We start from the raw sequence: 23218 nt of genomic DNA on the forward strand, positions 1-23218 counted from the left end.
GCGTATGCGCGCCGAATTCGCCTGTTATAGCGGGATGTTCTTGTGCCGGCCGCGGCGCGCGGGCGCCTCGGCCAAGGCCTGCGTCAGCCGGCTGCGAGTGTGCGACGGATCGATCTTCTCGTCGACCACGCCGATCTCGATGGCCGAATCCACGCCACCGGCGATCCGCTCGTGCTCGGCGGCCAGCTCCTCGTGCAGTGCCTCGCGCTCATCATCCGACGCTGCAGCCAGCTTCTTCTTGTGCAGGATGCCGACGGCGGCCTTGGCGCCCATGACGGCGACCTCGGCGTCGGGCCACGCAAACACCTTGGTGGCGTTCAGCGACCGCGAGTTCATCGCAATGTAGGCACCGCCGTAGATCTTGCGGGTGACCAGCGTGACACGCGGCACCGAGGACTCGCCGAACGCGTGCAGCAGCTTCGCGCCGCGACGCACGACGCCGCCCCACTCCTGGTCCACACCGGGCAGGTAGCCGGGCACGTCGACGATCACGACGAGCGGGATGCCGAAGGCGTCGCACAGGCGCACGAAACGTGCTGACTTCTCGGCACTTTCGGAGTTCAGGCAGCCACCGAGGCGCAGCGGGTTGTTGGCGATCACACCGACGGTGCGCCCGGCCAACCGGCCCAGGCCCACGACAATGGACGGCGCCCACTTGCCCTGGAACTCCTCGAACGGCACCCCCTCGTCCAGCAGGGCCTCGACGAGCGGATGCACGTCATAGGCCCGGCGTGCGGACTCCGGCAGCAGGGCGTGCAGGTCGCTGTCGCCCGCCTCGGCCTTGGTGCGGTCGAAATGGCCTTGCTGGCAGAACAATCCGACCAGGCGACGGCCGCGCTCATAAGCGTCGACCTCGTCGTCGGCGACGATGTGGCACACGCCGGATTTCTTGTGGTGGGCGTCGGGGCCGCCGAGCGACACCATGTCGACGTCCTCACCGGTGACGCTGCGGACCACATCGGGACCGGTGACGAAAACCTTGCTGTCCGGCGCCATCACGATGACGTCGGTCAGTGCCGGTCCGTACGCGGCGCCGCCGGCAGCGAAGCCGACCACCACCGAGATCTGCGGGATGTACCCGGAGGCGCGGATCATGGCCTCGAAGACCAAACCGACTGCGTGCAGCGCTTTTACGCCTTCGGCCAACCGTGCACCGCCCGAGTGCCAGATCCCGACAATCGGGCTCTGTTCCTCGATGGCGGTGTCGTACGCGTTGACGATGTGTGCACAACCCTCCACACCCATGGCGCCGCCCATGACGGTGCCGTCGGTGCAGAACGCGATCGTGCGCACGCCGTTGACGGTTCCGGCCGCGGCCAGCACGCCGGAGCGGTCCCGCTCGTGCAGCAACTCGACGGTGTTGTCGTCGAAGAACGTGCTAAGGCGCAACAGCGGATCGCGTGGATCGAGCGATTCGTTTACGGCTTCGGGAGCCATGATGGTCATTCAATCCTCCTGTAGCGCCGAGCTTGCCGGCGGGACGTCAGTACTTGCCGAACGCGAGCGCGACGTTGTGCCCACCGAATCCGAACGAGTTGTTGATCGCGTATTGATAGTTGCCGGGTCGCGGCGAGCCGGCGACCACATCGAGGTCGATCTCCGGATCGAGATTCTTCAGGTTGAGCGTCGGCGGGATGACGCCGTTCTTCAACGCCAACACGGTGAGGATGGACTCGACGGCGCCGACTGCGCCGACCGAGTGGCCCAGCGCCCCCTTCGGGGCATAGACCGCGGCCCGGTGAGAGCCCAGCGCATTGTGGATGGCCTTGCCTTCGGCCACGTCACCCACGGTGGTGCCGGTGGCGTGTGCGTTGATGTGGTCGATGTCCGCGGGGGACAGGCCCGCGAGTTGGATGGCCCGCGTCATCGCGTGGCCGGCCTGCTCGCCGTTGGGATCGGGCGCCACGATGTGGAAGCCGTCGGACGTGATGCTGGCGCCCATCAGCCGCGCGTGGATGGTGGCACCGCGAGCCTTGGCGTGTTCCTCGGTCTCGATCACCATCAATCCGGCGCCCTCACCGAAGACGAAACCGTTGCGGTCCTTGTCAAATGGGCGACAAGCTCCGGCGGGATCGTCGTTGGTGGTGGACAACACGATGCGCATCTGCGCGAAGCCGGCGATCGGCACCGCTTCGATCTTGGTTTCGACGCCACCACAGATCGCCACGTCGGCTTCGCCGAGAACGATCTGTCGCCACGCCTGCGCAATGCCCTCCGAACCCGAGGCGCAGGCCGAGATCGGCGTGCTGACGCCGGCCTTGGCCTTGCGCTCGAGCCCGACTGCGGCGGCGGCCGCGTTGGGCATGTACATCTGGACGGCGAGCGGTGACACCGCCCGAAGGCCCTTCGAGCGCAGCGCTTCGTAGGCGTAGAGCAATTCCTCGGTCGAGCCCATACCGGTGCCGATCGACACCATCAGGCGCCGCGGATCGACGTCCGGTGAACCGGCGTGGTCCCACGCACGTCTGCTCAGCACCGTGGACATCCGCTGCAGGTACGACAGCCGACGCAGTTCGACCCGCGTCAACTCCTCTTCGAAGTCCTCCAGCAGATGTCCGCCGATACGGACCGGCAGGTTGTATTGCTCGACGAACGGATCGTCGAGCAGCCGAATGCCACTCTGCCCATCCAGCAGTCGCTGCCAGGTGGTGTCCGCATCGGTCGCCAAAGCGGTCGTCATCGCAAAACCGGTGACGACCACGTTGGGGAAGCCGCTCCCCGTCGAAAGCTGGGTCAACGCTGCCATTACTGCTCTGAGATTTCCTTTCCTATCTCAGTAACGCCCGAACGCCAGGGCGACATTGTGTCCACCGAAGCCGAACGAGTTGTTGATGGCGTACTGGTATTCGCCGTATCGTGGCTCGCCCGCGACGACATCGAGATCGATCTCGGGGTCTGGGGTCTCGTAATTCAGTGTCGGTGGGATCACGCCGTCGCGCAGCGCGAGCACCGTCAGGATCGACTCCAGGGCACCGACCGCTCCGATGGAATGGCCGAGCGCCGACTTCGGTGCGTACACCGCCGCATGCTCCACTCCGGCAACGCGGATGGCGTTCGCCTCGGCGGTATCGCCGATTGGAGTAGCGGTGGCATGCGCGTTGACGTGGCTGATGTCCTTGGCATCGAGGCCTGCGGTCTCCATTGCACGCTTCATCGCGTGCCCGGCGCGCAGACCATCGGCGGCAGGCGCGACCATGTGGAACGCGTCCGACGTGATACCGGCACCCATCAACCGTGCCAGCGGCTTGGCGCCGCGAGCCTTGGCGTGCTCTTCGGTCTCGATGATCATGAGCGCACCGGCCTCACCGAAGACGAACCCGTCGCGGTTCTTGTCGAACGGCCTGGAGGCGCCCTCGGGATCGTCGTTGTTGGTCGACATCGCGCGCATCATCGAGAACGCCGCGATCGGCAGCGCCTCGATACCGCCTTCGACGCCGCCGCAGACGGCGATATCGGCGTCACCCATGACGATCTGGCGCCATGCGTGGGCGATGCCCTCTGAACCCGACGAGCAGGCCGAGACCGGGGTGATAACCCCGGCGCGGGCGCCCAATTCCAGGCCGATGACGGCAGCCGCGCCGTTGGGCATGATCATCTGAACAGCCAGCGGGGACACCTTGCGGGGCCCGCCCTCGTTCATCGCGTCATACGTCTCGACGATCTTCTCGCCGCCACCCAGACCGGTGCCGACCACGACCGCGAAACGATCGGGGTCGACCTCGGGCTTGCCCGCGGACTCCCAGAGCTGATTACCCAGGTACTTGGCCATGCGCTGGACGTACGACATGCGCCGCAGTTCCAGCCGTGTCATCAGCGGGTCAAGGGGCTCCTTGAGGTGCCCGCCGATGCGCACGGGCAGATCCCACTTGGTGACGAACTCGTCCTCGAGTACGTGGATGCCGCTTTCGCCTGCCAGCAGGCCCTTCCACGTGCTCTCGATGTCCGGTGCGATGGACGTCGTCGCAGTGACGGCGGTGACCACAACGCTGGGGAAACCGCCGTTAGCAGTGGAAGGTTTGGTCACTTGTTGTCCGACATCTGTGCGCGGATGGCGGCAGCGGCCTCGGGGTTCTCTTCCTCGAGCTTCTGGATGTAGGCAACGACGTCGCCGACGGTGCGCAGGCCCGCGAGGTCCTCGTCGGGGATCTTCACGCCGTACTTGTCCTCGGTCTGCACGGCGATCTCAACCATCGACAGCGAGTCGATGTCCAGGTCGTCGACGAAGGACTTCTCCGGGGTGACCTCGGAGGGCTCGATACCGGTGACCTCTTCGATGATCTCGGCGATGCCGGCGATGATTTCGTCCTGGGTGGTTGCCACGATGGCTCCTTCTAATTGGTTGTTACTGCCAACTGGTGTTGGTATGTGGTTGTTGCCTCCGACGGACGGAAAGCATTCCCTTTCAGAGCTCGGCGAGCCCGTCCAGGTCAGCGGGGGACTTGACGGCGTGCGTCGGTACCCCCCGAAGTTCGCGTTTGGCGATCCCCGTCAGGGCCCCGGCAGGCGGGAACTCGACGAGCGCCGTCACATTCTGTTGACGCATGGTCTCGGTGCACAGATCCCAGCGCACCGGCTTGGTCATCTGACCGACCAACTTGGCCATCGCGTCCGCGGCCGAGGCGACTGCTTGACCATCGGCGTTCGACAAGAGCGTCGTTGTCGGCTCAGCCGTTGTTACACCCTCGGCGGCGGCCGCGTACCCCTCGGCGGCGGTCGCCATGAAGTGCGTGTGGAACGCGCCTGCGGTTGCGAGCTTACGCACCCGCGCCTTCTCCGGCGGATCCTCGGCGAGCTTGTCCAGGGCTGCGATGCTGCCCGCGGCAACGATCTGACCGGCCGCGTTGCGGTTGGCGGGCACGAGATCGAGCGCCTCGAGACGGGCCAGCACCTCGGCCTCGTCACCGCCGAGCACCGCGGCCATCCCGGTGGGCTCGAGTGCACAGGCCTTGGCCATCTCGGCGCCGCGGGTCGCGGCCAGCTTGACTGCGTCGTCCGCGGAGATCACGCCAGCGATCGCGTATGCCGCGATCTCGCCGACCGAGTGGCCGGCGACCACGGTCTGCTTACCGTCCAGGACGCCGCGCCGACTCAGCTCTTCGTGGGCGAGCAGGGTGGCCGCCACCACCAGTGGCTGCGTGACGGCGGTATCGGTGATTTCCTCAGCGGTGGCGGTAGTTCCCAGCGTCGCGAGGTCCAGCCCGCTGATCGCCGACCACGCTGCGATGCGGTCAGCGGCACCCGACAGCTCGAGCCACGAGGCGAGCATGCCGGGAGTTTGAGAGCCCTGTCCGGGCGCAAGCAACGCAAGCACTCTCTAAGAGAACACTGTGAAACCACATTTGCGCGGTGTAAGAGATTATGAACCTGGTCTTAGGTTTTTGTAGGTAATCCACAAAAGCGCATGTGATGCGACGCCATCGATACCGGTCCGCGACCTTATTACTACCCGTGATCTTGAACTAGGCCCACGGAGTGACCTCCGTCACCTGGCTATGGCGGTGTTTCGCGTGCTGGCTAGGTGCGTTTGCCGACTCAGCCGGCCCAGGCTGGACGCTACCCGCAGGACGTAGGCGTCCCGCGGGACCGTCGGATCGCGACCCGTGAAGTCCGTGATCCGTTTGAGCCGGTAGCGCACGGTATTTGGATGAACGAACAATTTGCGCGCGCACGCCTCGATGGCGCCGCCCGAGTCCAGATAAGCGTCGAGGGTCTCGGCCAGCGCCGGACCCGCGTCTGCCAAGGGCCGCATGACCTCAGCTTCCAGTGCCGCGACCGCGGAGATGTCGCCCAGCAGCGCTCGTTCGGGCAGTAGCTCGCGGGCCGCGACCGGGCGCGGTGCGCCGGTCCAGCCGGCGACGGCGTTCATGCCGGCGATCGCCTCGGTGGCGCTGCGATGCGCGGCCGCCAAGGTGGTGGCGGTCGGGCCGATCACCACGGGGCCGTCGGCGAAGACCTTCATCAGATCGGTGAGAAAGCGGTCTGTCGCGGACAGTCCGCCCGACACGATCGCGACCAGCCAGGTGCCATGCACGTCGGACAGCGCGGCGCGGCCGTGACGGCTGGCGACATCGTGCACGTCGTCCCCGGCGAGGTCGTTCCGGTCCGGATGTGGAAGACCGACGATCACGGTGGCCGGGGCGGTCGCGTCCCAGTTCAATGCCGCGGCCTGCGACTGCAACTCCGGTCCGGTGTCCCCGCGGACGACCGCGTCGATGACATTGGCCTCCATCCGGGTGTCCCAGGCGCCGCGCGCTTCGGCCTGGTCGGCGTAGGCGGTGGCGGCGGCGAACGCGAGATCCCGGCTGTAGCGCAGGATTCCGGCCGTCAGCGCGGTCAACTGCTCGTCGGAGCGGGCCAACAGCGGCACCACCTCCTCGCAGTACTCCATGGTGACGCGAACCATCTCGACCGACTGCCGTAGCGCGATCTTGCGCCGGAGATCCTGTGGGACGACCTCGAACGCCTGGGCGGTGTAGCTGACATTGCTCTGCGGATTGCGCATCCACTCGACGAAGTTGACCACCGCGGCCTGCACGACCAACTGGACGCTCGCCCGCTGCGAGGCTTCGAGATCGGCGAAGAACGGTAGCCGTTGCTCGAGGGCGCGCACAGCCTCGGTGGCCAGTCGGCCCGAGTACTGCTTCAGCCGCCGCAGCACCACGTCGGGCACCGTTTCGAGCACCTCGACCGTGGACTTCGGCGGAACATACCGATTGTCGGGCATCTATAAAGGCTACGCCATCCTTCTGGAGGAATCCTCCAAGAACGCGGGTCAGGCGACGCCGGGATCCGACGTCTGTTCGGGCGCGGCCAAGACATCGTCGATCTGGTATTTGTTCGCCGCGTCGACGGCGACCGACTGATCGATGTTGCCGTCGCGCGCCAGTCCCTCGAGCACCGCGACCGCAATCGACTCGGCGTCGGTGTTGTAGTACCGCCGAGCCGCAGGCCGGGTGTCGGAGAACCCGAAGCCGTCGGTTCCGAGCGTGACGTAGGTGCCGGGCACCCACGGCCGGATCTGCTCGGGAACTGCGCGCATCCAGTCCGACACCGCGATGACCGGCCCGATCGCGTCGGCGAGGGCGGTCGTGACGAACGGCGTGCCGGCTTCCCGGTCGGGGTGGCGCAGTCGCTGCTTCTCGATCTCCACGCCGTCGCGATTGAGCTCATTCCAACTCGTCACCGACCACACATCGGCGGCGACGTCCCATTCGTCGCCCAACAGCTGCGCAGCGCGCAACGCTTCGGGCATCGCGACACCGGACGCCAGGATCTGAGCGGTGTGCGACCTCTTCTCCGGCGCGGGCCGGTAGCGGTAGATACCGCGCAGCAGCGCATCGACGTCGATCCCCTCCGGTTCGGCCGGCTGCACATACGGCTCGTTGTAGATCGTGATGTAGAAGTACACGTTCTCCGGGTCCTCGCCGTACATCCGCGCGAGGCCGCTCTCCACGATGTAGGCGATTTCGTAGGCGAACGCCGGGTCGTAGGCGACCACGGCCGGGTTGGACGACGCCAGCAGCAACGAATGCCCGTCGGCGTGCTGCAGGCCCTCGCCGACGAGGGTGGTGCGCCCTGCGGTGGCGCCGAGCACGAATCCGCGCGCCATCTGATCTGCGGCGGCCCAGAAGCCGTCGCCGGTGCGCTGGAAGCCGAACATCGAATAGAAGATGTAGAGCGGGATCATCGGCTCGTTGTGGGTGGAGTACGACGTGCCCACCGCGGTGAACGACGCCGTCGAACCGGCCTCGTTGATGCCCTCGTGCAGGATCTGGCCGATTTCACTTTCCTTGTACGCCAACATCAATTCGGCGTCGACGGCCGTGTACAGCTGCCCGTTGCGGTTGTAGATCTTCAGGCTCGGGAACCAGGAGTCCATGCCGAAGGTACGTGCCTCGTCGGGAATGATCGGAACGATGCGCTTCCCGATCTCCTTGTCGCGCAACAGTTCCTTGAACGTGCGCACGGTCGCCATGGTGGTGGCGACCTCCTGGTTACCCGAGCCCTTCTTCAGCGCTTTGTAGGTGTCGCGCGGAGGAAGGGGCAGCACCTTGGCGTGGGTGCGGCGCTCGGGTAGGAACCCGCCCAATGCCCGCCGCCGCTCCAGCATGTAGCGGATCTCGGGCGCCTCCGGGCCGGGGTGGTAGTACGGCGGGAGGTAGGGATTCTCTTCAAGCTGTTCGTCGCTGACCGGAATGCGTTGTGCGTCACGGAAATACTTGAGGTCGGCCAGCGCGAGCTTCTTCATTTGGTGCGTGGCGTTGCGGCCCTGGAAGTGCGCGCCCAGCGAGTAACCCTTGATGGTCTTGGCCAGGATGACGGTCGGCTGGCCCTTGTGATCCATCGCTGCGCGGTAGGCGGCATACACCTTGCGGTAGTCGTGGCCGCCGCGCTTGAGGTTCCAGATCTCGGCGTCCGACATCTTCTCGACAAGCTGCTTGGTGCGCGGGTCGCGGCCGAAGAAGTGGTCGCGAACGTAGGCGCCGTCGTTGGCCTTGTAGGTCTGGTAGTCACCGTCGGGCGTCGTGTTCATCAGGTTCACCAGCGCGCCGTCACGGTCGGCGTGCAGCAGGGTGTCCCATTCGCGGCCCCACACGACCTTGATGACGTTCCAGCCGGCGCCGCGGAAGAACGACTCCAGCTCCTGGATGATCTTGCCGTTGCCGCGCACCGGGCCGTCGAGGCGCTGCAGGTTGCAGTTGATGACGAACGTCAGGTTGTCCAGACCCTCGTTGGCCGCGACCTGGATCAGGCCGCGTGATTCGGGCTCGTCCATCTCGCCGTCGCCGAGGAACGCCCACACGTGCTGGTCGGAGGTGTCCTTGATGCCGCGGTCGTCCAGGTAGTGGTTGAAGCGGGCCTGGTAGATCGCGTTCATCGGGCCCAGGCCCATCGACACCGTCGGGAACTCCCAGAAGTCCGGCATCAGGCGTGGATGTGGGTACGACGGCAGCCCGCCGCCGGGGTGGCTGTGCTCCTGCCGGAAGCCGTCGAGGTCATCGGCGGTCAGCCGGCCCTCGAGGAACGCGCGCGCGTAGATGCCCGGCGAGGCGTGGCCCTGGATGAAGATCTGGTCGCCGCCGCCGGGGTGTGCCTTGCCGCGGAAGAAGTGGTTGAACCCGACCTCGTAGAGCGCCGCAGAGGATGCGTATGTCGAGATATGCCCTCCGACACCGACTCCCGGTCGCTGCGCGCGGTGCACCATGATCGCGGCGTTCCAGCGGATCCAGGCCCGGTAGCGGCGTTCGACGTCCTCGTCGCCGGGAAACCACGGCTCGAGTTCGGTCGGGATCGTGTTGACGTAGTCGGTGGACGTCAGCGCCGGGATGGCCACCCGCTGTTCGCCGGCGCGCTCCAGCAGCCGCAGCATCAGGTAGCGGGCGCGGGCGGGCCCGGACCGCTCGAGCAGCTTGTCGAACGACTCCAGCCACTCGCCGGTCTCTTCGGTGTCGATGTCGGGCAGATACGACGCGACACCTTCCCGGATCACCCGAACGCGGTCGGGTTCGGCTGCACTGCTGGAGTTTTGGGCCAGGTCCTGGCGCGCGAACTCGGTGGTCAACTTCCGCTCCTTGTTAGGCGGTATACGTGCTGCGGTGGTCGGTGTGGATGTTTTCCGCACCTCTCACCTGTGGTCACTTTGCACTCTTGTGTGCGCGGTTCCTCCATCCTTCTCCAATCCTGCATGACTTGCACCGGTGGGGTACGGGACTGGAATGAACCCGCGGTCGCGAATGGGACCCGGTAACCTCTGCAGACCGTGGTGACCGGTTGGCTGTTTCCGAGACGCCTGCGGATCGCCGCTCTCGCGATCGGCAGTGCCGCTTCCGCGGCGATGATCATCGTGGCCTGCAGCAGTGTCACCCAGGGCGCCGCGTCGGTCGATACCGCGGATGCACCCGTGTACAGGGCGTCGGTGTCGGCGTCGATCGCGGAGTCCGCGGCCAGTTCGAGTGCCCGCGAGTCCGAGCGGCAGGCGTCGCTCACCCAGGAGGCGGTGCATACGTCGTGTGAGTCGCTGAGCACCAGCAGTGTGGACGCGATCACCGCAGTCAACGCCTACGTCGACGCCTTCAACCAGAGCGCCGCCGACGCCGAAGCCAAGGCGCGACCCGCGATCGACGCCCTCAATCACAGCGCCGACCTGGTCGCACGCAGCATGTCCGAGGAGCTGCCGCCGGACCTGAAGGACTCGATGAACACCTGGGTCGACGCCGCAAGGGGCGTGGCAGTGGCGATTGAGGGCAATTACGGCCCTGAAGAATTCAACGCCGCGATCACCAAGCTCAACGATGCGAAGACCACCGCGCTGAACCGCTGCGATGCGGCATATTGATCCAGATCGGCACAACCTTGCCGCCGGTGAGTCGCTAGCGGACCCCGGCGTGCGACGATAGGGCTGGACGCACATCGCGCCAGCTGGCTGAAGGAGGACCGAAGGTGGTCGCGGCGGAGGACGCCTCGAACTTCGCCCAAAGACTGGGCATCCAAAAAGATCAGGTTGTGCAGGAGTTGGGCTGGGACGAGGACGTCGACGACGACATCCGGGCCGACATCGAGGAAGCGTGCGGCGGTGAGCTGCTCGACGAAGACGCCGACGAAGTGATCGACGTGGTGCTGCTGTGGTGGCGCGACGACGACGGCGACCTCGTCGACCGTCTGATGGACGCCATCACGCCCCTGGCCGACGACGGCGTCATCTGGGTCGTCACCCCCAAGACGGGCAAGCCCGGACACGTGCAGCCGGCTGAGATCGCCGAGTCGGCGCCGACGGCCGGGCTGATGCAGACCTCGTCGGCGAACCTCGGCGGCTGGATCGCCAGCCGGCTGGTGCAGCCGAAGTCCAAGGCCGCGGGTCGGCGATGAGCCGGTGATCGAGGTCGGAACCGAGGCGCCGGACTTCACGCTCAAGGACCAGAACGGCCAGCCGGTCACGCTGAGCGACTTCCGCGGTGCCAAAGATGTGTTGCTGGTGTTCTTTCCGTTGGCGTTCACCGGGATCTGTCAGGGCGAGCTCGACGAGATCCGTGATCATCTGCCGAACTACGAGAACGACGACACTGCGACGTTGGCCGTCTCGGTCGGCCCGCCGCCCACCCACAAGGTCTGGGCGACCGAAAGCGGCTTCCTGTTTCCGGTCCTGTCGGACTTCTGGCCGCACGGCGCGGTGGCGCAGGCCTACGGCGTGTTCAACGACGACGCCGGCTTCGCCAATCGGGGGACCTTCGTCGTGGATCGCGGCGGCATCGTCCGGTTCGCGGAGATGAAGCAGCCGGGGGAGCCGCGCGATCAGGCGGTGTGGACGGACGCGCTGGCGGCGCTTCGGTCGGATTGACGGATTTCGTGTCTGACCTCGTCGGCGTGTAATTTGCCCTGACGAGGGCGCGTAGCTCAGTGGTAGAGCTCTGGTTTTACACACCAGCGGTCGGCGGTTCGATACCGTCCGCGCCCACCAAAGTCTTTGCAGTTCAACGGCCTAATCGGCGATGACCGGCAGTGGCGGCGCGCACCGACGGCGGGCCAATGTCCCGAGAGTGTCCCAACGCTGTCGAGAACGTCGCGGATTACTACTCGATGCCGGTGTCGTAGGTAAATGCGATGGGCCGCAGCGACGCGGGCTCGGGTGCCCACGGCATGGTCAAGAGCAACTCGCCGCCCGTCGCGACCGGCTCGCCGCGCACCTGTTCCAACTCGACGTACCGAACAATCGCTAGGGCGTTGTCGGTCGCAGACGTGTGGAGCGCGACCTCGTTGGCGGTGAGCGTGATGCTCTCCCCACGGCCGGTGGTTCCCTTCACCTCGATGAGTACCTCGCGGTCGCCGAGGGTGGCTCGCACGTCGAAGGACTCGGTAGCCCCAACGTCTGCGGTCGCAAATCCGAGGCTGTGGAAGTGGTCAATAACAACGGCTACCGCCCGGCGCTCAATCGCGCTGTTCTCGGCCGCGCTCAATCGACGCTGCGGTTCCGGCGGCGGTGGCGGTGGCGGTGGCGGTGGTGGGGGTGGCGGCTCTGGCGGCCGTGGCGTTGCGCGTGGCGGCGGTGTCCTACTGATCGGAGTGTCGAACTCGCGCCACACTGCGGGCGTTCCGCCACTGCCGGGGCAGCGACGGCCGTCCGGCAGCTTGTGCGCTCCGACACGACCAGTTTGAGTAAGCCTCACGTCGTCGGCGCAGTAGTTGCACACGTTTGCGGCGCGAGGCCGTCGCTGACCGCCTCGCCGAGCCATCACTCTGCCCTCCCGGTGGTGTCGGCGGATGTCCGAGAGTAACTGCGCTGGGTCACCCGAACAGCGCCGCGCCCGCCGCCCGTAGCTCGGTGGCCTTGACGTGGGTGTAGATGCGCAACGCCACCTCGGGCGAGTGGCCGTGCCATGCGGCGACGATGTGCACCGGGACGCCCCGGTCCTGCATCAGCGACACCGACGTGTGGCGCAGTTCGTGGAGCGTGATGCGGCGCAGCCCGGCCCGCTCGCGCAGGCGGTGGAACTCGTCGGTGTAGCGGTCGGGGTGCAGCGGGGTGCCGTCTTCCTGCACGGCCACCAGCCGGTCGTCGGACCACCCGACGCCCAGCGCCAGCGCCTCGGCACGTTGGTGTGTTTTCAGGCTGCGCAGCGCCTCGGTCACGTCAGCCGGTAGCGGCAGTTCGCGGCGCGACCGGCGCGACTTGGGGTCGCCCTCCACCACAGCCCCGCCCACGGACACCCGGCCACGTTTGACCGCCAACGTGCCGGTGTCGAGATTGACCGCACTCCAACGCAATCCGAGCACTTCCGACCGGCGCATCCCGTAGCACGACAGCAATAGGCAGGCGAATAGTCGGTGATCGCGCACCGACTCGCGGAACCGTTCGCCCTCGGCGGGCGTCCACGACCGCACCGCGCCGTCGGCGTCCAGGTCGGCGGGCGCGGTGGTGTCCTCGGCGGCGTCGGTGTTCTTGGGCCGGTCCACCAGCGCGACGACGTTGCGCGGCAGCACGCCTTGCGCGGTGTAGGACTGGACCACCGCGCCGAACGTGGTGAGGGTGGACCGCACCGTCTGCGGGCTGAGCCCGCGTTCCTCGGCGGCGGCGGCCTCGGGCGCAGCGGGGGCGTAGACACCACGGCGCAGCCGGGTCACCCGCCCGGTGGCCAGCAGCGCGGACAGCGCGGTGTGGACATCGCCGGGTAGCGCGGCGGCGATGTCGGCGACAGCGATGCCGTCGGGGTGCTCGGCCACCAACGCGACCACGCGACCGTTCAGCGAATCGGCTTGGTAGTGGCGGTGATCGGTGCGCGCCGCCGTGAGCATCCACGCCACCAGACCGTCCACGTCGGCCTTGGTGAGCGCCTGCAACTTGCGCCCACCGAGGTGCCGCACAACGGGTTTCAGGTCCATCTCGTAGCCGTATTTCGTCACCTGGCGGATGCCGCGCCGCCCGGCCAGCCACGCCTCGCACGCCTCGGCGACCGTGACGGCGGTGGGGCGGTTGTAGGTGCCCGCCGCCACCTCGGACGTGATGCGGCGGTATTCGCGGCGCGCCTCGGCCAGCGTCCGGTAGGTGAACCGTCGGCGGTCTCGGGTGCCGTCGGCCTTGGTGCCCACGTCGGCGCGGAACTCGTAGGTGGTCGCGCCGTTGCTGGCGGTGCGCTTGCTGATCGGTTCGGCCCGCCGGGTGCGTTTGGCGGTCTCGGTGGTGGTCATGTCGATGGTTCTCCTCGGTGCGTGGTTGTGGTCGTAGGTGGTGGTCGTCGCGCTAGGTGGTTGTCGTGTCCCGCTGTTGGGGCGGTGGGCGTTTCGGCAGCGGCTCGGCGTCGAACCACTCCTCTGCCTTGGCCCGTTTGAGTAGCCGGTCCACGGTCTTGGTGCTGACGTGCAACTCGGCGGCAACGGTGGGGCGCACCGGCCGACCGAGGGCCAACGCCCGTTTGGCGATCTGCGCCGCCTCATACACCTTGGGGTCGTGGTTCTCGGGTTGTGTCTGGACCTCGGCGGTGTCGTCCACGTAGCCGATCTGACCGCCGAGACGTTCGATCCATTGCGCGGCGGTGACGGCCAGCCTGCGCACCGGCACCGCGCGCACCGCGTCGTAATCGACAATCGCGCCGTCGTCGGCCCGCATCGTGAGTTCGGTGATGGTTGGGCCGGTTCGGCGGTTCGTCGTAACCCGCACGACGTAGGTGACGGGGTGACCGGCCAGCCTGATCGCCACCCGCTCGTCGGGCCGGGGCGTTCGTCCGAACGGCCCGCTGCGGCTACCGGGTTCCGGGTCGGGGTCGGCGTAGTCCACCGACTCCACGTCGCCGCGTTGGTGGTGTGGTCGAGTCGTGCGCATGTTGTCCAATCTACAGTCTGGACATTGGACATCACAATGACGTCATATGGACAACATGACCACCACAGCCATCACACCCACGGCCGGGGCCGCTTGCCCCTTCATCCGGCGCGGACCCGTCACCGTCGAGTACCTGCGCCATCACCCCACGGTGAGCGCCGAGCAGGCCGCGTTGCTGCTCGGCATCAGCAAGGCGTACACCTACGACCTGATCCACGCGGGCAAATTGGAAGCAATCACGTTGGGGGAGAAGCGGTTTCGCGTTAAGTCCGTCAGCCTGCTGCGGCTGCTTGGCGAGGACTGACCCACCCCCGAACGCAGTGCGCCCCGGCCCGACAACGACACCGGAACCGGGGCGACTTACCACCGAAGCGAGGACACACCGACATGCCCAACGACAGGGCCGACTCTACCGCCGACCGGCGGGGCGGGGCCATCAACGGCCGTCGCTACGACGGGCGCGACCCGTTCCACCCCGCCGCCCCCGGCGATAGCCGTGCCCCGCGCGCGGTGTTGACCGAGGAACTACGCGAGCCCGACCCCGCCGTGGCGTTTCCGACGGCGATGCTCGCCCACCACCTCGGTGCCGAGCCGGGCGACGAGATCGCGCTGTACGTCACCGATCCGGCGAAGTGGGACGCCCTGCGCGCGTTCGGCGTCCGCTACGGCCTCAACGTCGTCGCGCCGAATCCGGTTACCGAGCGCGAGGGCACGCGGTTCGAGGAGATCGACGCGGTGCCGCCCGACGTGGCCACGATGCTATGCCCCGACCTGGACGGCACCACGCGGGCCGAGGTCGCCGAGTTCGTCGCCGAGTCGGCGCTGTACGACATCCCCGAGCCCGAGGCGGCGCTGAACGAGTTGCGGGCACGGGCCGACGCCCGCAAGCGCGACCGTGGCCAGCGCCAACAGAAACTGCGGAAGGTCAGCGTTGCCCCGCACACCGCCTACGCCCTCGCCGAGGTCGAGCGCGGCTGTGGGTCGGAGGTCGCCGACGCCGCCCGGCAGATGATCGAGCGGCAGAACCGCGACACATGGAACATGGGGCCAGCCGCCCGCAAGCACCGCCGCGAGGAGCACAACTACCTGGCGACCGCCGCCGAACTGGTCGGCCTGGACGTGCCCGTCGAGGCCATCGCCGCGCTCACGGCGGCCACCGCCGGGGACCGCAGCGCCGCGTGGGCCGAGTTGGCCGACGCCCGCGCACTGCACAAGGCCGGGGGTGTCACCGTCCGCGACTCGGTGGCCAAGCGGTGGCGCACGCTCGATGACCTCGACAACCTGCCCGGCACCGCGTGGCTGGTGGGCAAGCTGCTGCCCGCCGCGTCGTTGACGCACCTCGTCGGGATGTCCCAGTCCCTCAAGAGCTTCATCGCCCTGGACATGGCGCTGTCGCTGGCCACCGGCACCCCGTTCGCCGGGGCGGCCAAGTTCGTTGTCGCCGAGCCGGTCCCGGTGCTCTACGTCGTGGGCGAGGGCGCGGGCGGCATCGGCAAGCGCGTGCGGGCGTGGTGCGAACAGCGCGGCATCGACCGCCGCCGGGTGCTCGCCAACTTCATGGTGTTGGAGGGCGCGGCGCAACTCGGTTCGCCGCGCGACATGGATGACGTGCGGGCCAAGGTCGAGGAGACCGGCGCGCGACTGGTGGTGTTCGACACCCAGGCGCGGTGCACCGTCGGTTTGGAGGAGAACTCGGCGACCGACCAGGGTCGCGCGGTGGCGCACATCGACACGCTCATGCGGCGGACCGGCACGGCGGTGCTGGTGCTGCACCACACCACCAAGGCCGACCCCCGCAACGCGCGCGGTTCGGTCGCCTGGCTCAACGCCGTCGATGTCCAGCTACTCGCGCTGCGCGACAGCCCGAAGTCGATGGAGGTCACCATCGAGGTCGGCAAGATGAAAGACGATGCGGTCGAGGGGCCGTATCCGCTGACGGCGGTCAAGGTTTCGCTGCCCGGCGGCGGCGACTCGTTGGTGATCGCGCCCGGCGCGGACCCGTTGCAAGCGCCCTACGACCCCGATCTGCCGATGGACAAGTGGACCGGCACGGGGGCGGCGTTCGTCAAACAGATGTACGCCCTTGCGCAGGAGGGGTGCATCCCCGGTGAGGGGCTGACCCAGACCCGGCTGGCCGAGATGGCCAACGAGGAGATCGGCCAAAAGCCCAACGGCAAGGGCGGTATGCGGAAGGTGCGTCGGGTGTGCAGCAGGCACACCGCCACCGGGGCTGTGAAGCTGTTGGTGGCGCACCAGAAGTTGGTGGTGGCCAAGCGCGACCCCTTCGGGCACGTGTTCTACGAGCCCGTGGACTATCCGCCGCTTGATCCCGCCGCCATGACCGCACTGACCGGCGACGGCAGCGGCGACACGGACACCGCCCCACCGACGTGACGGGCCGACTGCACGGCGGGCACCCGGCCACCGCCCAGACACCCCCACCCGAGGCCGAAAACACCCGCTGACCTGCATATACCCACCCATACCCACCCGTACCCCGTCGCCACTTGGGTACGGGTGGAGTCGTTCGGGACGAAGTCGCAGGTCACCGCGTTTGCGGCGACGTGCGTGGGGGTGGGTACGGGGTGGGTACGGCCCGAGCCGGCAACGGGGGTACCCAGGCATACCCAAGTGCGTACCCACCCGCTCTGACCTGCGAATACCCACCCGTACCCAGGCGGTGACCCAACTACTGCCCACCACACCCATGTGTCTGTCCCCCCACGTAGTGGGGGACATGGGTAGGGACACCCAACGAAACCGGCCGCGTCGTCCGTCCCCGCACGGTTTAGGGCGGTGGCGGCGGCACCATCGGCGGCGGCTGGCCGTGGTGCGAGCGGCGGCATGGCAGGCAGCACGCGCCACGGACCCCGACCCACGGCACACCCGACCGGGGCGGTGGCGCGAAACACCAACAGCCGCAGAGTTTCCCGTCGAAGTCGGGTACTGACGAACGTGCACCCTAATGCGGTACTAATGCGGTATGGCACCGACGATGAGCCGCTACGCCAGCCGCGAGCGCGCTAAGGAGGCGTTCGAGATGCGCGCGTCTCGACACTCCTGGCGCGAGGTCGCCGACCGCCTCGGGTACCGCAGCGTCGGCGCGGCGCAGACCGCCGTGGCCCGTCACGTCGCGCGCGAGCGCCGGGAAGCGACGACGACCACCGTCGAGGCGCACAAGTTCGGCGTCGAGACCCGTTGCCGCGCGATGAGTCAGCGTTTCGCGGCGGCGTTCCGCAACGGCGACGACGACACGCTGGTGGCGCTCAACCGCGAGATCAGGGCCAACGAGGTGGAACTGGCCAAGCTGGGCGGGTACTACGCCCCCGACCGCGTAGACGTGACCGTGGACACCACCCCCGCACTGGCCACCGCCGAGTGGCTACGGCAAGTCCGCGAGGCCAGCGCGGCGGCGGTGAGCGGTGGCAACCCCGCCGCCCTCGCGTCGGCGGCCGAGGTCATCGACGCCGAGGTGGTCCGGTGACCGCGCCGACCGGCCCCGCAGTGGGGGTGCCCGACATCGGTGCCGCCGAGGCTGTCGCCGTGTTGATGCAGGAGGTGTCCGAGGGACGCCTGACCACCGCCACGTTGGCCGACCGTGCCGCCGACCGATGCCGCGAGGTGTTCGGCACCTGCGACGGCCCGACCGATCCGCTGTGGCCCGTCCACGTCGAGGTGTGCCGCACCGTGCTCGGCCACGGCGGACTCCCGGCCGCCGAACTCGCACAGTGGGCAGCCGTCGCCCGCAGCCGCGAGAATCCCGGCGAGGTGGGGGATTACCCGCCCGCGCCCGCTTCGGCCGCCAGCGAGGCGCACGGCCCCGATTCCGACGACGCCGACGACGGGGCCGTTCCCGCGTTGAAACTCGTTGCGCCCGTTGCCGACACGATGGACACAGTGGACGCGGTGAACAAAGACGACGACCTCGCCGACGTGCCGCGCGAGGTGCTGGCCGAGGCCGAGTCGGCGGCGGTGGCCGTCATCGCCGCATATCGACAACGAGAGGGCCAGACCCGATGACCGATACGACACCCACGGCCGGGGGCATCCTCGCGCGCATCCGCGCCAAGCTGGCCGCACTCGATGCCCCGCCTGCCACCGCCGCCGCCGCCGAACCGGCGACCGTCGAGGCCGAGCCGCCGCGTCGTGAGCACATGTTCGGATCGCGGTACCACGTCCGCCAGTCGTTCGAGGAGACGATGCGGCAGCGCGGATACATGGGCCAGTCGGCACTACTGCGCCGCCGACTGGTCGCGCGGGGCGACGGCCGACAGCAGCGCGACACCGCCACGCGCCGCGCCGGACACGCCCCCGGCAGCGTGATGTGGCCGCCGGAATAGTGGCCGCCACCACCGCCGGATGGGCCGTTCTTGGGACACCGGCCGCCCTGACGGCGCAACCCTCGCGGTGCGAAACACGCGGTGGCCTGCGGTGACGTGCCGACACCAACCCCGCGACCGTTTGTCGATAGAGCAAGCGGGCCGCCGATGACGATGCAAAACGCCAGGTCAGGAGCTTTCATGTTCGCCGACACCGAGACCGCCGCTCGCGCCCTGGCCGAGGCCGAACACCTCGCGCAACTGCGCGCCCGCCGGGTGCCCGACACCCCGCACGACATGGGCCGCCGGTTGCTGCCCAACTACCGGCTGACCCCGGCGGTGAGCATGGTGGGCCAGGAGATCGACCGGGCCATCCGCGAGCCGAACGACCGGCTCATCATCACGATGCCGCCGCGCGAGTCGAAGTCCACCACCGCCGCCGTGCTCGGCACGCTGCTGGCGCTGGCCCGCAACCCCGATACGCGCATCATCCTGGCCAGCTACGCCGACGAACTCGCCGAGAAACACTCGCGCGAGGCGCGCCGCCTCATCAACGACCACGGCGAACTGCTCGGGCTGGCCCTATCGGCGGACAAGTCCAGCGCGGGGCAGTGGACCGTGGCCGGGCGGCGCGGTGGCCTGCTCGCCTCGGGCATCCTGTCCGGCCTCACCGGGCACGGCACCGACGGCCTGCTCATCGTGGACGACGCCGTGAAGAACATGACCGACGCCGACAGTCCGACCCTGCGCCGCCGGGTGGTCGAGGAGTTCCGCGCCACGCTCATGTCCCGCGTCGAGCCGGGGGCGTCGGTGGTCGTCGTGGGCACGCGCTGGCACCCCGAGGACCTGATAGGCACGCTGCTGGCCGAGGAGGGCGACCGCTGGCGGCTGGTGAGCATCCCCGCCGTGGCCGCCGACGGCGTGCCCGACTCGCTGGGGCGCGCCCCCGGCGAGTGCATGGTGAGCGCGGTGGGCCGCACCGCTGCCGATTTCGCCGAGCGCCGCCGCAGCCTCGGCGAGCGGGCGTGGTGGGCCGAGTTCATGGGTCTGCCAGCCTCGCCCGACGGCAACGTGATTCGTCAGGAATGGATCGACCAGCACCGTCTCTCGGCGATGCCGTCGGCGCTGCTGCGCACGGTCGTCGGCGTGGACCCGTGCGACAGCGGCCAGGGGGACTCGGCGGGCATCGTGGCCGCCAGCCTGACGGCCGAGGGGGCGGTGGTGGTCCACCGCGACATCAGCGCGCCCATGACCCCCGACCAATGGGCCGAGGCGGCGGTGCGCTTGGCCATCGACACCGGGGCCACCGAGGTCGCGGTGGAGTCGTTCGCCGCGCGCGAGGGGTACCTGTCGGTCATGCGCACCGCGCTGGCCCGTCACAACCCGCCGCACCACATCGTCGTGTCGGCCTGGCCGCCGCGTAACAGCAGCGGCCGGGGCCGAGGCAACGCATTGCAGCGGTCGGCCAAGCTGGTGCAGGGGTTGGAGACGGGCACCACCCGCCTGGTCGGGTCGCTGCCCAATTGGGAGACCGCCGCCGTGAGTTGGCAGGGCGGCGAGCGCGACCACCAAGCCGACAACCTCGCGGCCACCGTCGTGGCGCACGACGTTCTGACTCATAGCGGGGTGTTGTACATCGTCAACCCGGCGGACGTGGCCAGGCGCGCCAACGCCGCGCCGCCCGCGTGGATGCGCCGCCGGATCGGCTAATCGCCGACGCTGCGGCGTAACTTCGGAGACATGGCACAACTCGAAATTGGCGACCGGGTGCAGGTCGAGTCGGGCTCGACGGGTCGCGTGGTGGAGGTCAACGACAGCAACGCGCGCGTGGAGTTCGACGACGGCAAACCGTCCGGCTGGTACGGGCGCGAAGAGCACCTGGTCGATTTCGGCGTGTTGAAGCTGATCTAGCCGCGATTCGATGGCCTCGACGCCGGAAAGCTGGGCGAAGAACGCGACCACGCGCGCGGTGATGCTCGGGAACAAACGTCGGGACACGTTGCCAGAGTTGCGCGTCCGGCAATTGGTGCACGCCGCCGGGTTGCGCTACCGGGTGGACTTCGCGCCGTCGTCGCAGAATCGGCGATTGCGCGCCGATCTGGTGTTCACGCGGGCGAAAGTAGCGGTGTTCATCGACGGCTGTTTCTGGCACGGCTGCCCGCAGCACTACGTGCCGTCGCGCACCAATATCGACTACTGGGGTCCGAAGATCGCCGCGAACGCCGAGCGGGATGCCCGCAACACCGCGTTGCTCGAAACCGAGGGGTGGACGGTGCTGCGATTCTGGGCGCACACCCCTGCCGACGAGGCTGCGGCTCGAATCGCCGACGCCGTTGCCGCTATTCGACCTCGGGATCGAACGGAACCGTCGGAGGGAGCAGCGCCTGCGACTTGAATAGTTCGCGGTCCAAGGCGGTGATCTCGTTGGCCGGAACGAGTCTGTAGTGCGACTCCCGAATGACGACGATGCTTTCGTCTTGCACTGCAAGCTCGAATAGCGCGATGGTGTCGCCCATAAACTGCGCGGCGATGGGCCGAGCGACAAGACCCGGGAATTTGACATCGCACATAGCGAGGTCCTGCTCTATCTGAGTGATGCCGATTCTGTCGGTGCCACCTTTAGCTTGGGTGGGCAATATGTACTGAACGCCGTAACGGTCAACGGCGAGGTACACCTCATCAACCTCCACCTGTCCGATACCGGGGACTGTGGTTCGGAGATGGTTTTGCATCGAGTAGGCGGCAACGCCGAGGAATATGTCGATCAGGCGGTTGTAGCGGACCAAGGCGAGCAATGCCTGCTCGTCGCCCAGCGCGTGGGCTCGGATTATCTCTGGCGTCGAGTCGGGCACTTTCGTGACGATTAGGTGCTCGCTCGGCAGGATCTCGGGCGAATCCTTAATTGCCACAAAGGCATACGCTGACCGACCCGTCCCTCGAATGATCCAATGCTTGCCCTCGGGCGCACGGGCAATGATCGAATCGGGAAGTGCGTGACGAAAACGAAAGTAGTAGCGAACGTCCGCCATATTGTCGGGGCGTCGGACCCCGAGTTCCTCGGCTGCGTCGATCATGTCCTGCGCCCCGAACGGAACTTCGTCGGCGCCGTCGGTGTAGTACTTGTTGAAGACGTACTCAGCGATTAACTCGTACCTGTTCGGCTGTCTCGGCACGAATCACACCAGCTTGCGGTCGCGCTGCGGAATCACCCGCGACTCGATGCCGAAGTGCCGTTCTGCCCGAGCCGCACCCATGACGAGCAGTTGTTCGTCGCGGTGCTCGGACAGCAACCGGCCCGGCTGTGGCTTGATGCCGTCAGCTGCCAGTAGCGAGCCGGCGACCGCCCGAGCCAACGGCGGCGGGACGCTATTGCCGATCTGCCGGAACCCGTGCCACTTGGTGGCGTGCAGTCGGAACCAGTCGGGGTAGGCGTGCAGCCGCGCGGCCTCGCGCACGGTGATGACCCGCGACAGCTTGGGATGGATCGGGCGGGGCGACGTGTGCGCACCACGGTCGGAGGCCGTGCCCGCGCGGAGCGTGTTGCAGATGCCCTCGGGGTGCAGTCGCAGGAACCGACTGACCTCCTCGGTGGTGCCCGGCGCAGTGGCCGCGAACCGCGTGCGCGACAGTTCGGTGTGCACGGTGCGCATGGACGACGTGAGCAGCTTCTCGTCGAACTCGCGCATGTGGCCGAAGTCGGCGGGGTCGCGCCGTAGCCCGCGCAATGCGGCGGCGTAGTCGGACGGCTCGCCGAACTTGGCGAGCACCGCGTCCCCGTCCATCAAATCGTCGTAGTCGTCGGCGTCGGGTAGGTCGCCGATGGCGTCCCAGACGGTGGGGCCGAGCGGCAAGTCGGACGGTTTCGGCATTCCCTTCATGCTGCCCGGCCCGGTGATCGGCGACGGGTACGACGGCAGCGGCACGCCCTCGCGCGCCCCGATGAGGAACAGGCGCTTGCGCGACTGCGGCACGCCGAACTCGGCGGCTTGCAACACGCGGTAGGGCATGAGGACGCGGTAGTGGCCCTCGAACTCGGCCACGATCTCGTCTAGGAATTTGCGGTGGTCGCCGACGGTCAAACCCGCGACGTTTTCCAGCACGAAGTACCGGGGCTGTAGCTCCATCACGATCCGCGAGAACTCGCGCACCAGTAGATTGCGGGGGTCGTCCAGTGCGCGCTTGCCGATCATGGAGAACCCCTGGCACGGCGCGCCCCCGACGACCGCGTGCAGCGGCTTGTTGCCGATACCGGCGTCTCTGCGGATCTCGTCGCCCGTCAACCCGACGACGCTGCGGCACATCGTGGTCGAGTACGGGAAGTTGTATTCGTGCACGGCGGCGTGCACCGGGTCCAGTTCCACGGCGGCGGCGATGTCGTAGCCAGCCTGCTCGAAACCCAAGGACAGCCCACCGGCACCGGCGAAGAGATCGACTACGAGGGGACGTTTGATACGCGAACTCGCCACCGTGTGGAGGTTAGTCTGCTACCCCGTCAGACGGGTGGAGGCGCGCCTTTGTCCCTGATCAACCGGCCTCACGGTGCGGTGGGTCGGGCTGCTAGCTTCGGTCGGAGGCGCGGCGGGCCGGT

General features: G+C 67.9%; 23 protein-coding genes and 1 tRNA gene. 12 read left to right on the plus strand and 12 right to left on the minus strand.

The annotated features are described in order from the left end of the window. Window positions 1–24: 24 nt before the first annotated feature. The 7 genes from M1248_RS25765 to aceE all read right to left on the minus strand — a co-directional run bounded on the left by M1248_RS25765 (window position 25) and on the right by aceE (window position 9562). Window positions 25–1446: an acyl-CoA carboxylase subunit beta gene (locus M1248_RS25765; protein WP_163729415.1), complete on the minus strand. Its 1422-nt coding sequence runs from the start codon at window positions 1444–1446 to the stop codon at window positions 25–27. 37 nt (window positions 1447–1483) lie between these two features. Beyond that, window positions 1484–2746 (minus strand): 3-oxoacyl-ACP synthase KasB, encoded by a 1263-nt coding sequence (gene kasB / locus M1248_RS25770; RefSeq protein ID WP_163729413.1) that lies wholly within the window; start codon window positions 2744–2746, stop codon window positions 1484–1486. 27 nt (window positions 2747–2773) lie between these two features. Beyond that, the gene (kasA, locus tag M1248_RS25775) at window positions 2774–4024 is read right to left on the minus strand and encodes a 3-oxoacyl-ACP synthase KasA (RefSeq protein WP_163729411.1); all 1251 of its coding nucleotides are present in this window, start codon (window positions 4022–4024) and stop codon (window positions 2774–2776) included. Continuing rightward, window positions 4021–4320 (minus strand): meromycolate extension acyl carrier protein AcpM, encoded by a 300-nt coding sequence (gene acpM / locus M1248_RS25780; RefSeq protein WP_083125368.1) that lies wholly within the window; start codon window positions 4318–4320, stop codon window positions 4021–4023. Before acpM ends, kasA begins: the two co-directional genes overlap by 4 nt. A gap of 82 nt (window positions 4321–4402) precedes the next feature. Beyond that, the gene (locus M1248_RS25785; RefSeq protein ID WP_317150119.1) at window positions 4403–5311 is read right to left on the minus strand and encodes an ACP S-malonyltransferase; all 909 of its coding nucleotides are present in this window, start codon (window positions 5309–5311) and stop codon (window positions 4403–4405) included. A 171-nt stretch (window positions 5312–5482) separates the two neighbouring features. Further along, window positions 5483–6724 (minus strand): PucR family transcriptional regulator, encoded by a 1242-nt coding sequence (locus M1248_RS25790; RefSeq protein WP_317150120.1) that lies wholly within the window; start codon window positions 6722–6724, stop codon window positions 5483–5485. A gap of 48 nt (window positions 6725–6772) precedes the next feature. Continuing rightward, window positions 6773–9562 (minus strand): pyruvate dehydrogenase (acetyl-transferring), homodimeric type, encoded by a 2790-nt coding sequence (gene aceE / locus M1248_RS25795; RefSeq protein ID WP_317150121.1) that lies wholly within the window; start codon window positions 9560–9562, stop codon window positions 6773–6775. Between the two features lie 198 nt (window positions 9563–9760). Here aceE and M1248_RS25800 point away from each other — a divergent pair, with 198 nt between their 5' ends. The 4 genes from M1248_RS25800 (at window position 9761) to M1248_RS25815 (ending at window position 11455) form a co-directional block, all read left to right on the plus strand. Next, on the plus strand, window positions 9761–10336 hold the full coding sequence (locus M1248_RS25800) for a hypothetical protein (RefSeq protein WP_317150122.1): 576 nt from the start codon (window positions 9761–9763) through the stop codon (window positions 10334–10336). Between the two features lie 104 nt (window positions 10337–10440). Further along, window positions 10441–10866 (plus strand): DUF3052 domain-containing protein, encoded by a 426-nt coding sequence (locus M1248_RS25805; protein ID WP_163729402.1) that lies wholly within the window; start codon window positions 10441–10443, stop codon window positions 10864–10866. A gap of 4 nt (window positions 10867–10870) precedes the next feature. Next, window positions 10871–11335: a peroxiredoxin gene (locus tag M1248_RS25810; protein ID WP_163729399.1), complete on the plus strand. Its 465-nt coding sequence runs from the start codon at window positions 10871–10873 to the stop codon at window positions 11333–11335. A gap of 45 nt (window positions 11336–11380) precedes the next feature. Next, window positions 11381–11455 (plus strand) — tRNA-Val (locus M1248_RS25815). A gap of 112 nt (window positions 11456–11567) precedes the next feature. On the opposite strand, the gene M1248_RS25820 is transcribed toward M1248_RS25815, so the two are convergent. From M1248_RS25820 to M1248_RS25830, 3 genes are all read right to left on the minus strand, one after another. Beyond that, on the minus strand, window positions 11568–12077 hold the full coding sequence (locus M1248_RS25820) for a protein NO VEIN domain-containing protein (RefSeq protein ID WP_317150123.1): 510 nt from the start codon (window positions 12075–12077) through the stop codon (window positions 11568–11570). A gap of 202 nt (window positions 12078–12279) precedes the next feature. Beyond that, window positions 12280–13680 carry a site-specific integrase gene (locus M1248_RS25825; RefSeq protein WP_317150124.1) on the minus strand — a complete coding sequence of 467 codons (1401 nt, stop codon included), beginning with the start codon at window positions 13678–13680 and terminating at the stop codon, window positions 12280–12282. Window positions 13681–13732: 52 nt separating this feature from the next. After that, a complete protein-coding gene (locus M1248_RS25830; protein WP_317150125.1) occupies window positions 13733–14311 on the minus strand; it encodes a hypothetical protein in 579 nt (192 codons plus the stop codon). Between the two features lie 55 nt (window positions 14312–14366). Here M1248_RS25830 and M1248_RS25835 point away from each other — a divergent pair, with 55 nt between their 5' ends. From M1248_RS25835 to M1248_RS25870, 8 genes are all read left to right on the plus strand, one after another. Beyond that, a complete protein-coding gene (locus tag M1248_RS25835; protein ID WP_317150126.1) occupies window positions 14367–14615 on the plus strand; it encodes a helix-turn-helix domain-containing protein in 249 nt (82 codons plus the stop codon). 83 nt (window positions 14616–14698) lie between these two features. Next, window positions 14699–16705 (plus strand): AAA family ATPase, encoded by a 2007-nt coding sequence (locus tag M1248_RS25840; RefSeq protein WP_317150127.1) that lies wholly within the window; start codon window positions 14699–14701, stop codon window positions 16703–16705. Between the two features lie 589 nt (window positions 16706–17294). Continuing rightward, a complete protein-coding gene (locus M1248_RS25845) occupies window positions 17295–17795 on the plus strand; it encodes a hypothetical protein (RefSeq protein WP_317150128.1) in 501 nt (166 codons plus the stop codon). Then, window positions 17792–18331, plus strand: coding sequence for a hypothetical protein (locus M1248_RS25850; RefSeq protein WP_317150129.1), 540 nt, complete (start codon window positions 17792–17794; stop codon window positions 18329–18331). Before M1248_RS25845 ends, M1248_RS25850 begins: the two co-directional genes overlap by 4 nt. Beyond that, complete coding sequence (locus M1248_RS25855) at window positions 18328–18651, plus strand: hypothetical protein (RefSeq protein WP_317150130.1); 324 nt, start codon at window positions 18328–18330, stop codon at window positions 18649–18651. The genes M1248_RS25850 and M1248_RS25855 overlap by 4 nt, the downstream gene beginning before the upstream one ends. 147 nt (window positions 18652–18798) lie before the next feature. Continuing rightward, complete coding sequence (locus tag M1248_RS25860; RefSeq protein ID WP_317150131.1) at window positions 18799–20340, plus strand: terminase large subunit domain-containing protein; 1542 nt, start codon at window positions 18799–18801, stop codon at window positions 20338–20340. A 30-nt stretch (window positions 20341–20370) separates the two neighbouring features. Beyond that, the gene (locus M1248_RS25865; RefSeq protein ID WP_317150132.1) at window positions 20371–20541 is read left to right on the plus strand and encodes a hypothetical protein; all 171 of its coding nucleotides are present in this window, start codon (window positions 20371–20373) and stop codon (window positions 20539–20541) included. Window positions 20542–20551: 10 nt separating this feature from the next. Continuing rightward, window positions 20552–21025: a very short patch repair endonuclease gene (locus tag M1248_RS25870; protein WP_317150133.1), complete on the plus strand. Its 474-nt coding sequence runs from the start codon at window positions 20552–20554 to the stop codon at window positions 21023–21025. Here M1248_RS25870 and M1248_RS25875 read toward each other — a convergent pair. Both M1248_RS25875 and M1248_RS25880 read right to left on the minus strand, forming a co-directional pair. Next, on the minus strand, window positions 20970–21704 hold the full coding sequence (locus M1248_RS25875; RefSeq protein ID WP_317150134.1) for a hypothetical protein: 735 nt from the start codon (window positions 21702–21704) through the stop codon (window positions 20970–20972). The genes M1248_RS25870 and M1248_RS25875 overlap by 56 nt on opposite strands. A gap of 102 nt (window positions 21705–21806) precedes the next feature. Then, window positions 21807–23096, minus strand: coding sequence for a DNA cytosine methyltransferase (locus M1248_RS25880; protein WP_317150135.1), 1290 nt, complete (start codon window positions 23094–23096; stop codon window positions 21807–21809). Between the last annotated feature and the right edge of the window lie 122 nt (window positions 23097–23218).

Source organism: Mycobacterium sp. 29Ha (genome assembly GCF_032883055.1).
Taxonomy (GTDB): domain Bacteria; phylum Actinomycetota; class Actinomycetes; order Mycobacteriales; family Mycobacteriaceae; genus Mycobacterium; species Mycobacterium gallinarum.

Coding starts and splice junctions, on each gene's coding strand:
- M1248_RS25830 (WP_317150125.1), bottom strand. CDS start 14,311: ATGCGCACGACTCGACCACACCACCAACGCGGCGACGTGGAGTCGGTG.
- M1248_RS25855 (WP_317150130.1), top strand. CDS start 18,328: ATGACCGATACGACACCCACGGCCGGGGGCATCCTCGCGCGCATCCGC.
- M1248_RS25825 (WP_317150124.1), bottom strand. CDS start 13,680: ATGACCACCACCGAGACCGCCAAACGCACCCGGCGGGCCGAACCGATC.
- M1248_RS25840 (WP_317150127.1), top strand. CDS start 14,699: ATGCCCAACGACAGGGCCGACTCTACCGCCGACCGGCGGGGCGGGGCC.
- M1248_RS25835 (WP_317150126.1), top strand. CDS start 14,367: ATGACCACCACAGCCATCACACCCACGGCCGGGGCCGCTTGCCCCTTC.
- M1248_RS25875 (WP_317150134.1), bottom strand. CDS start 21,704: ATGATCGACGCAGCCGAGGAACTCGGGGTCCGACGCCCCGACAATATG.
- M1248_RS25845 (WP_317150128.1), top strand. CDS start 17,295: ATGGCACCGACGATGAGCCGCTACGCCAGCCGCGAGCGCGCTAAGGAG.
- M1248_RS25860 (WP_317150131.1), top strand. CDS start 18,799: ATGACGATGCAAAACGCCAGGTCAGGAGCTTTCATGTTCGCCGACACC.
- M1248_RS25865 (WP_317150132.1), top strand. CDS start 20,371: ATGGCACAACTCGAAATTGGCGACCGGGTGCAGGTCGAGTCGGGCTCG.
- M1248_RS25765 (WP_163729415.1), bottom strand. CDS start 1,446: ATGACCATCATGGCTCCCGAAGCCGTAAACGAATCGCTCGATCCACGC.
- kasB (WP_163729413.1), bottom strand. CDS start 2,746: ATGGCAGCGTTGACCCAGCTTTCGACGGGGAGCGGCTTCCCCAACGTG.
- M1248_RS25790 (WP_317150120.1), bottom strand. CDS start 6,724: ATGCCCGACAATCGGTATGTTCCGCCGAAGTCCACGGTCGAGGTGCTC.
- M1248_RS25870 (WP_317150133.1), top strand. CDS start 20,552: ATGGCCTCGACGCCGGAAAGCTGGGCGAAGAACGCGACCACGCGCGCG.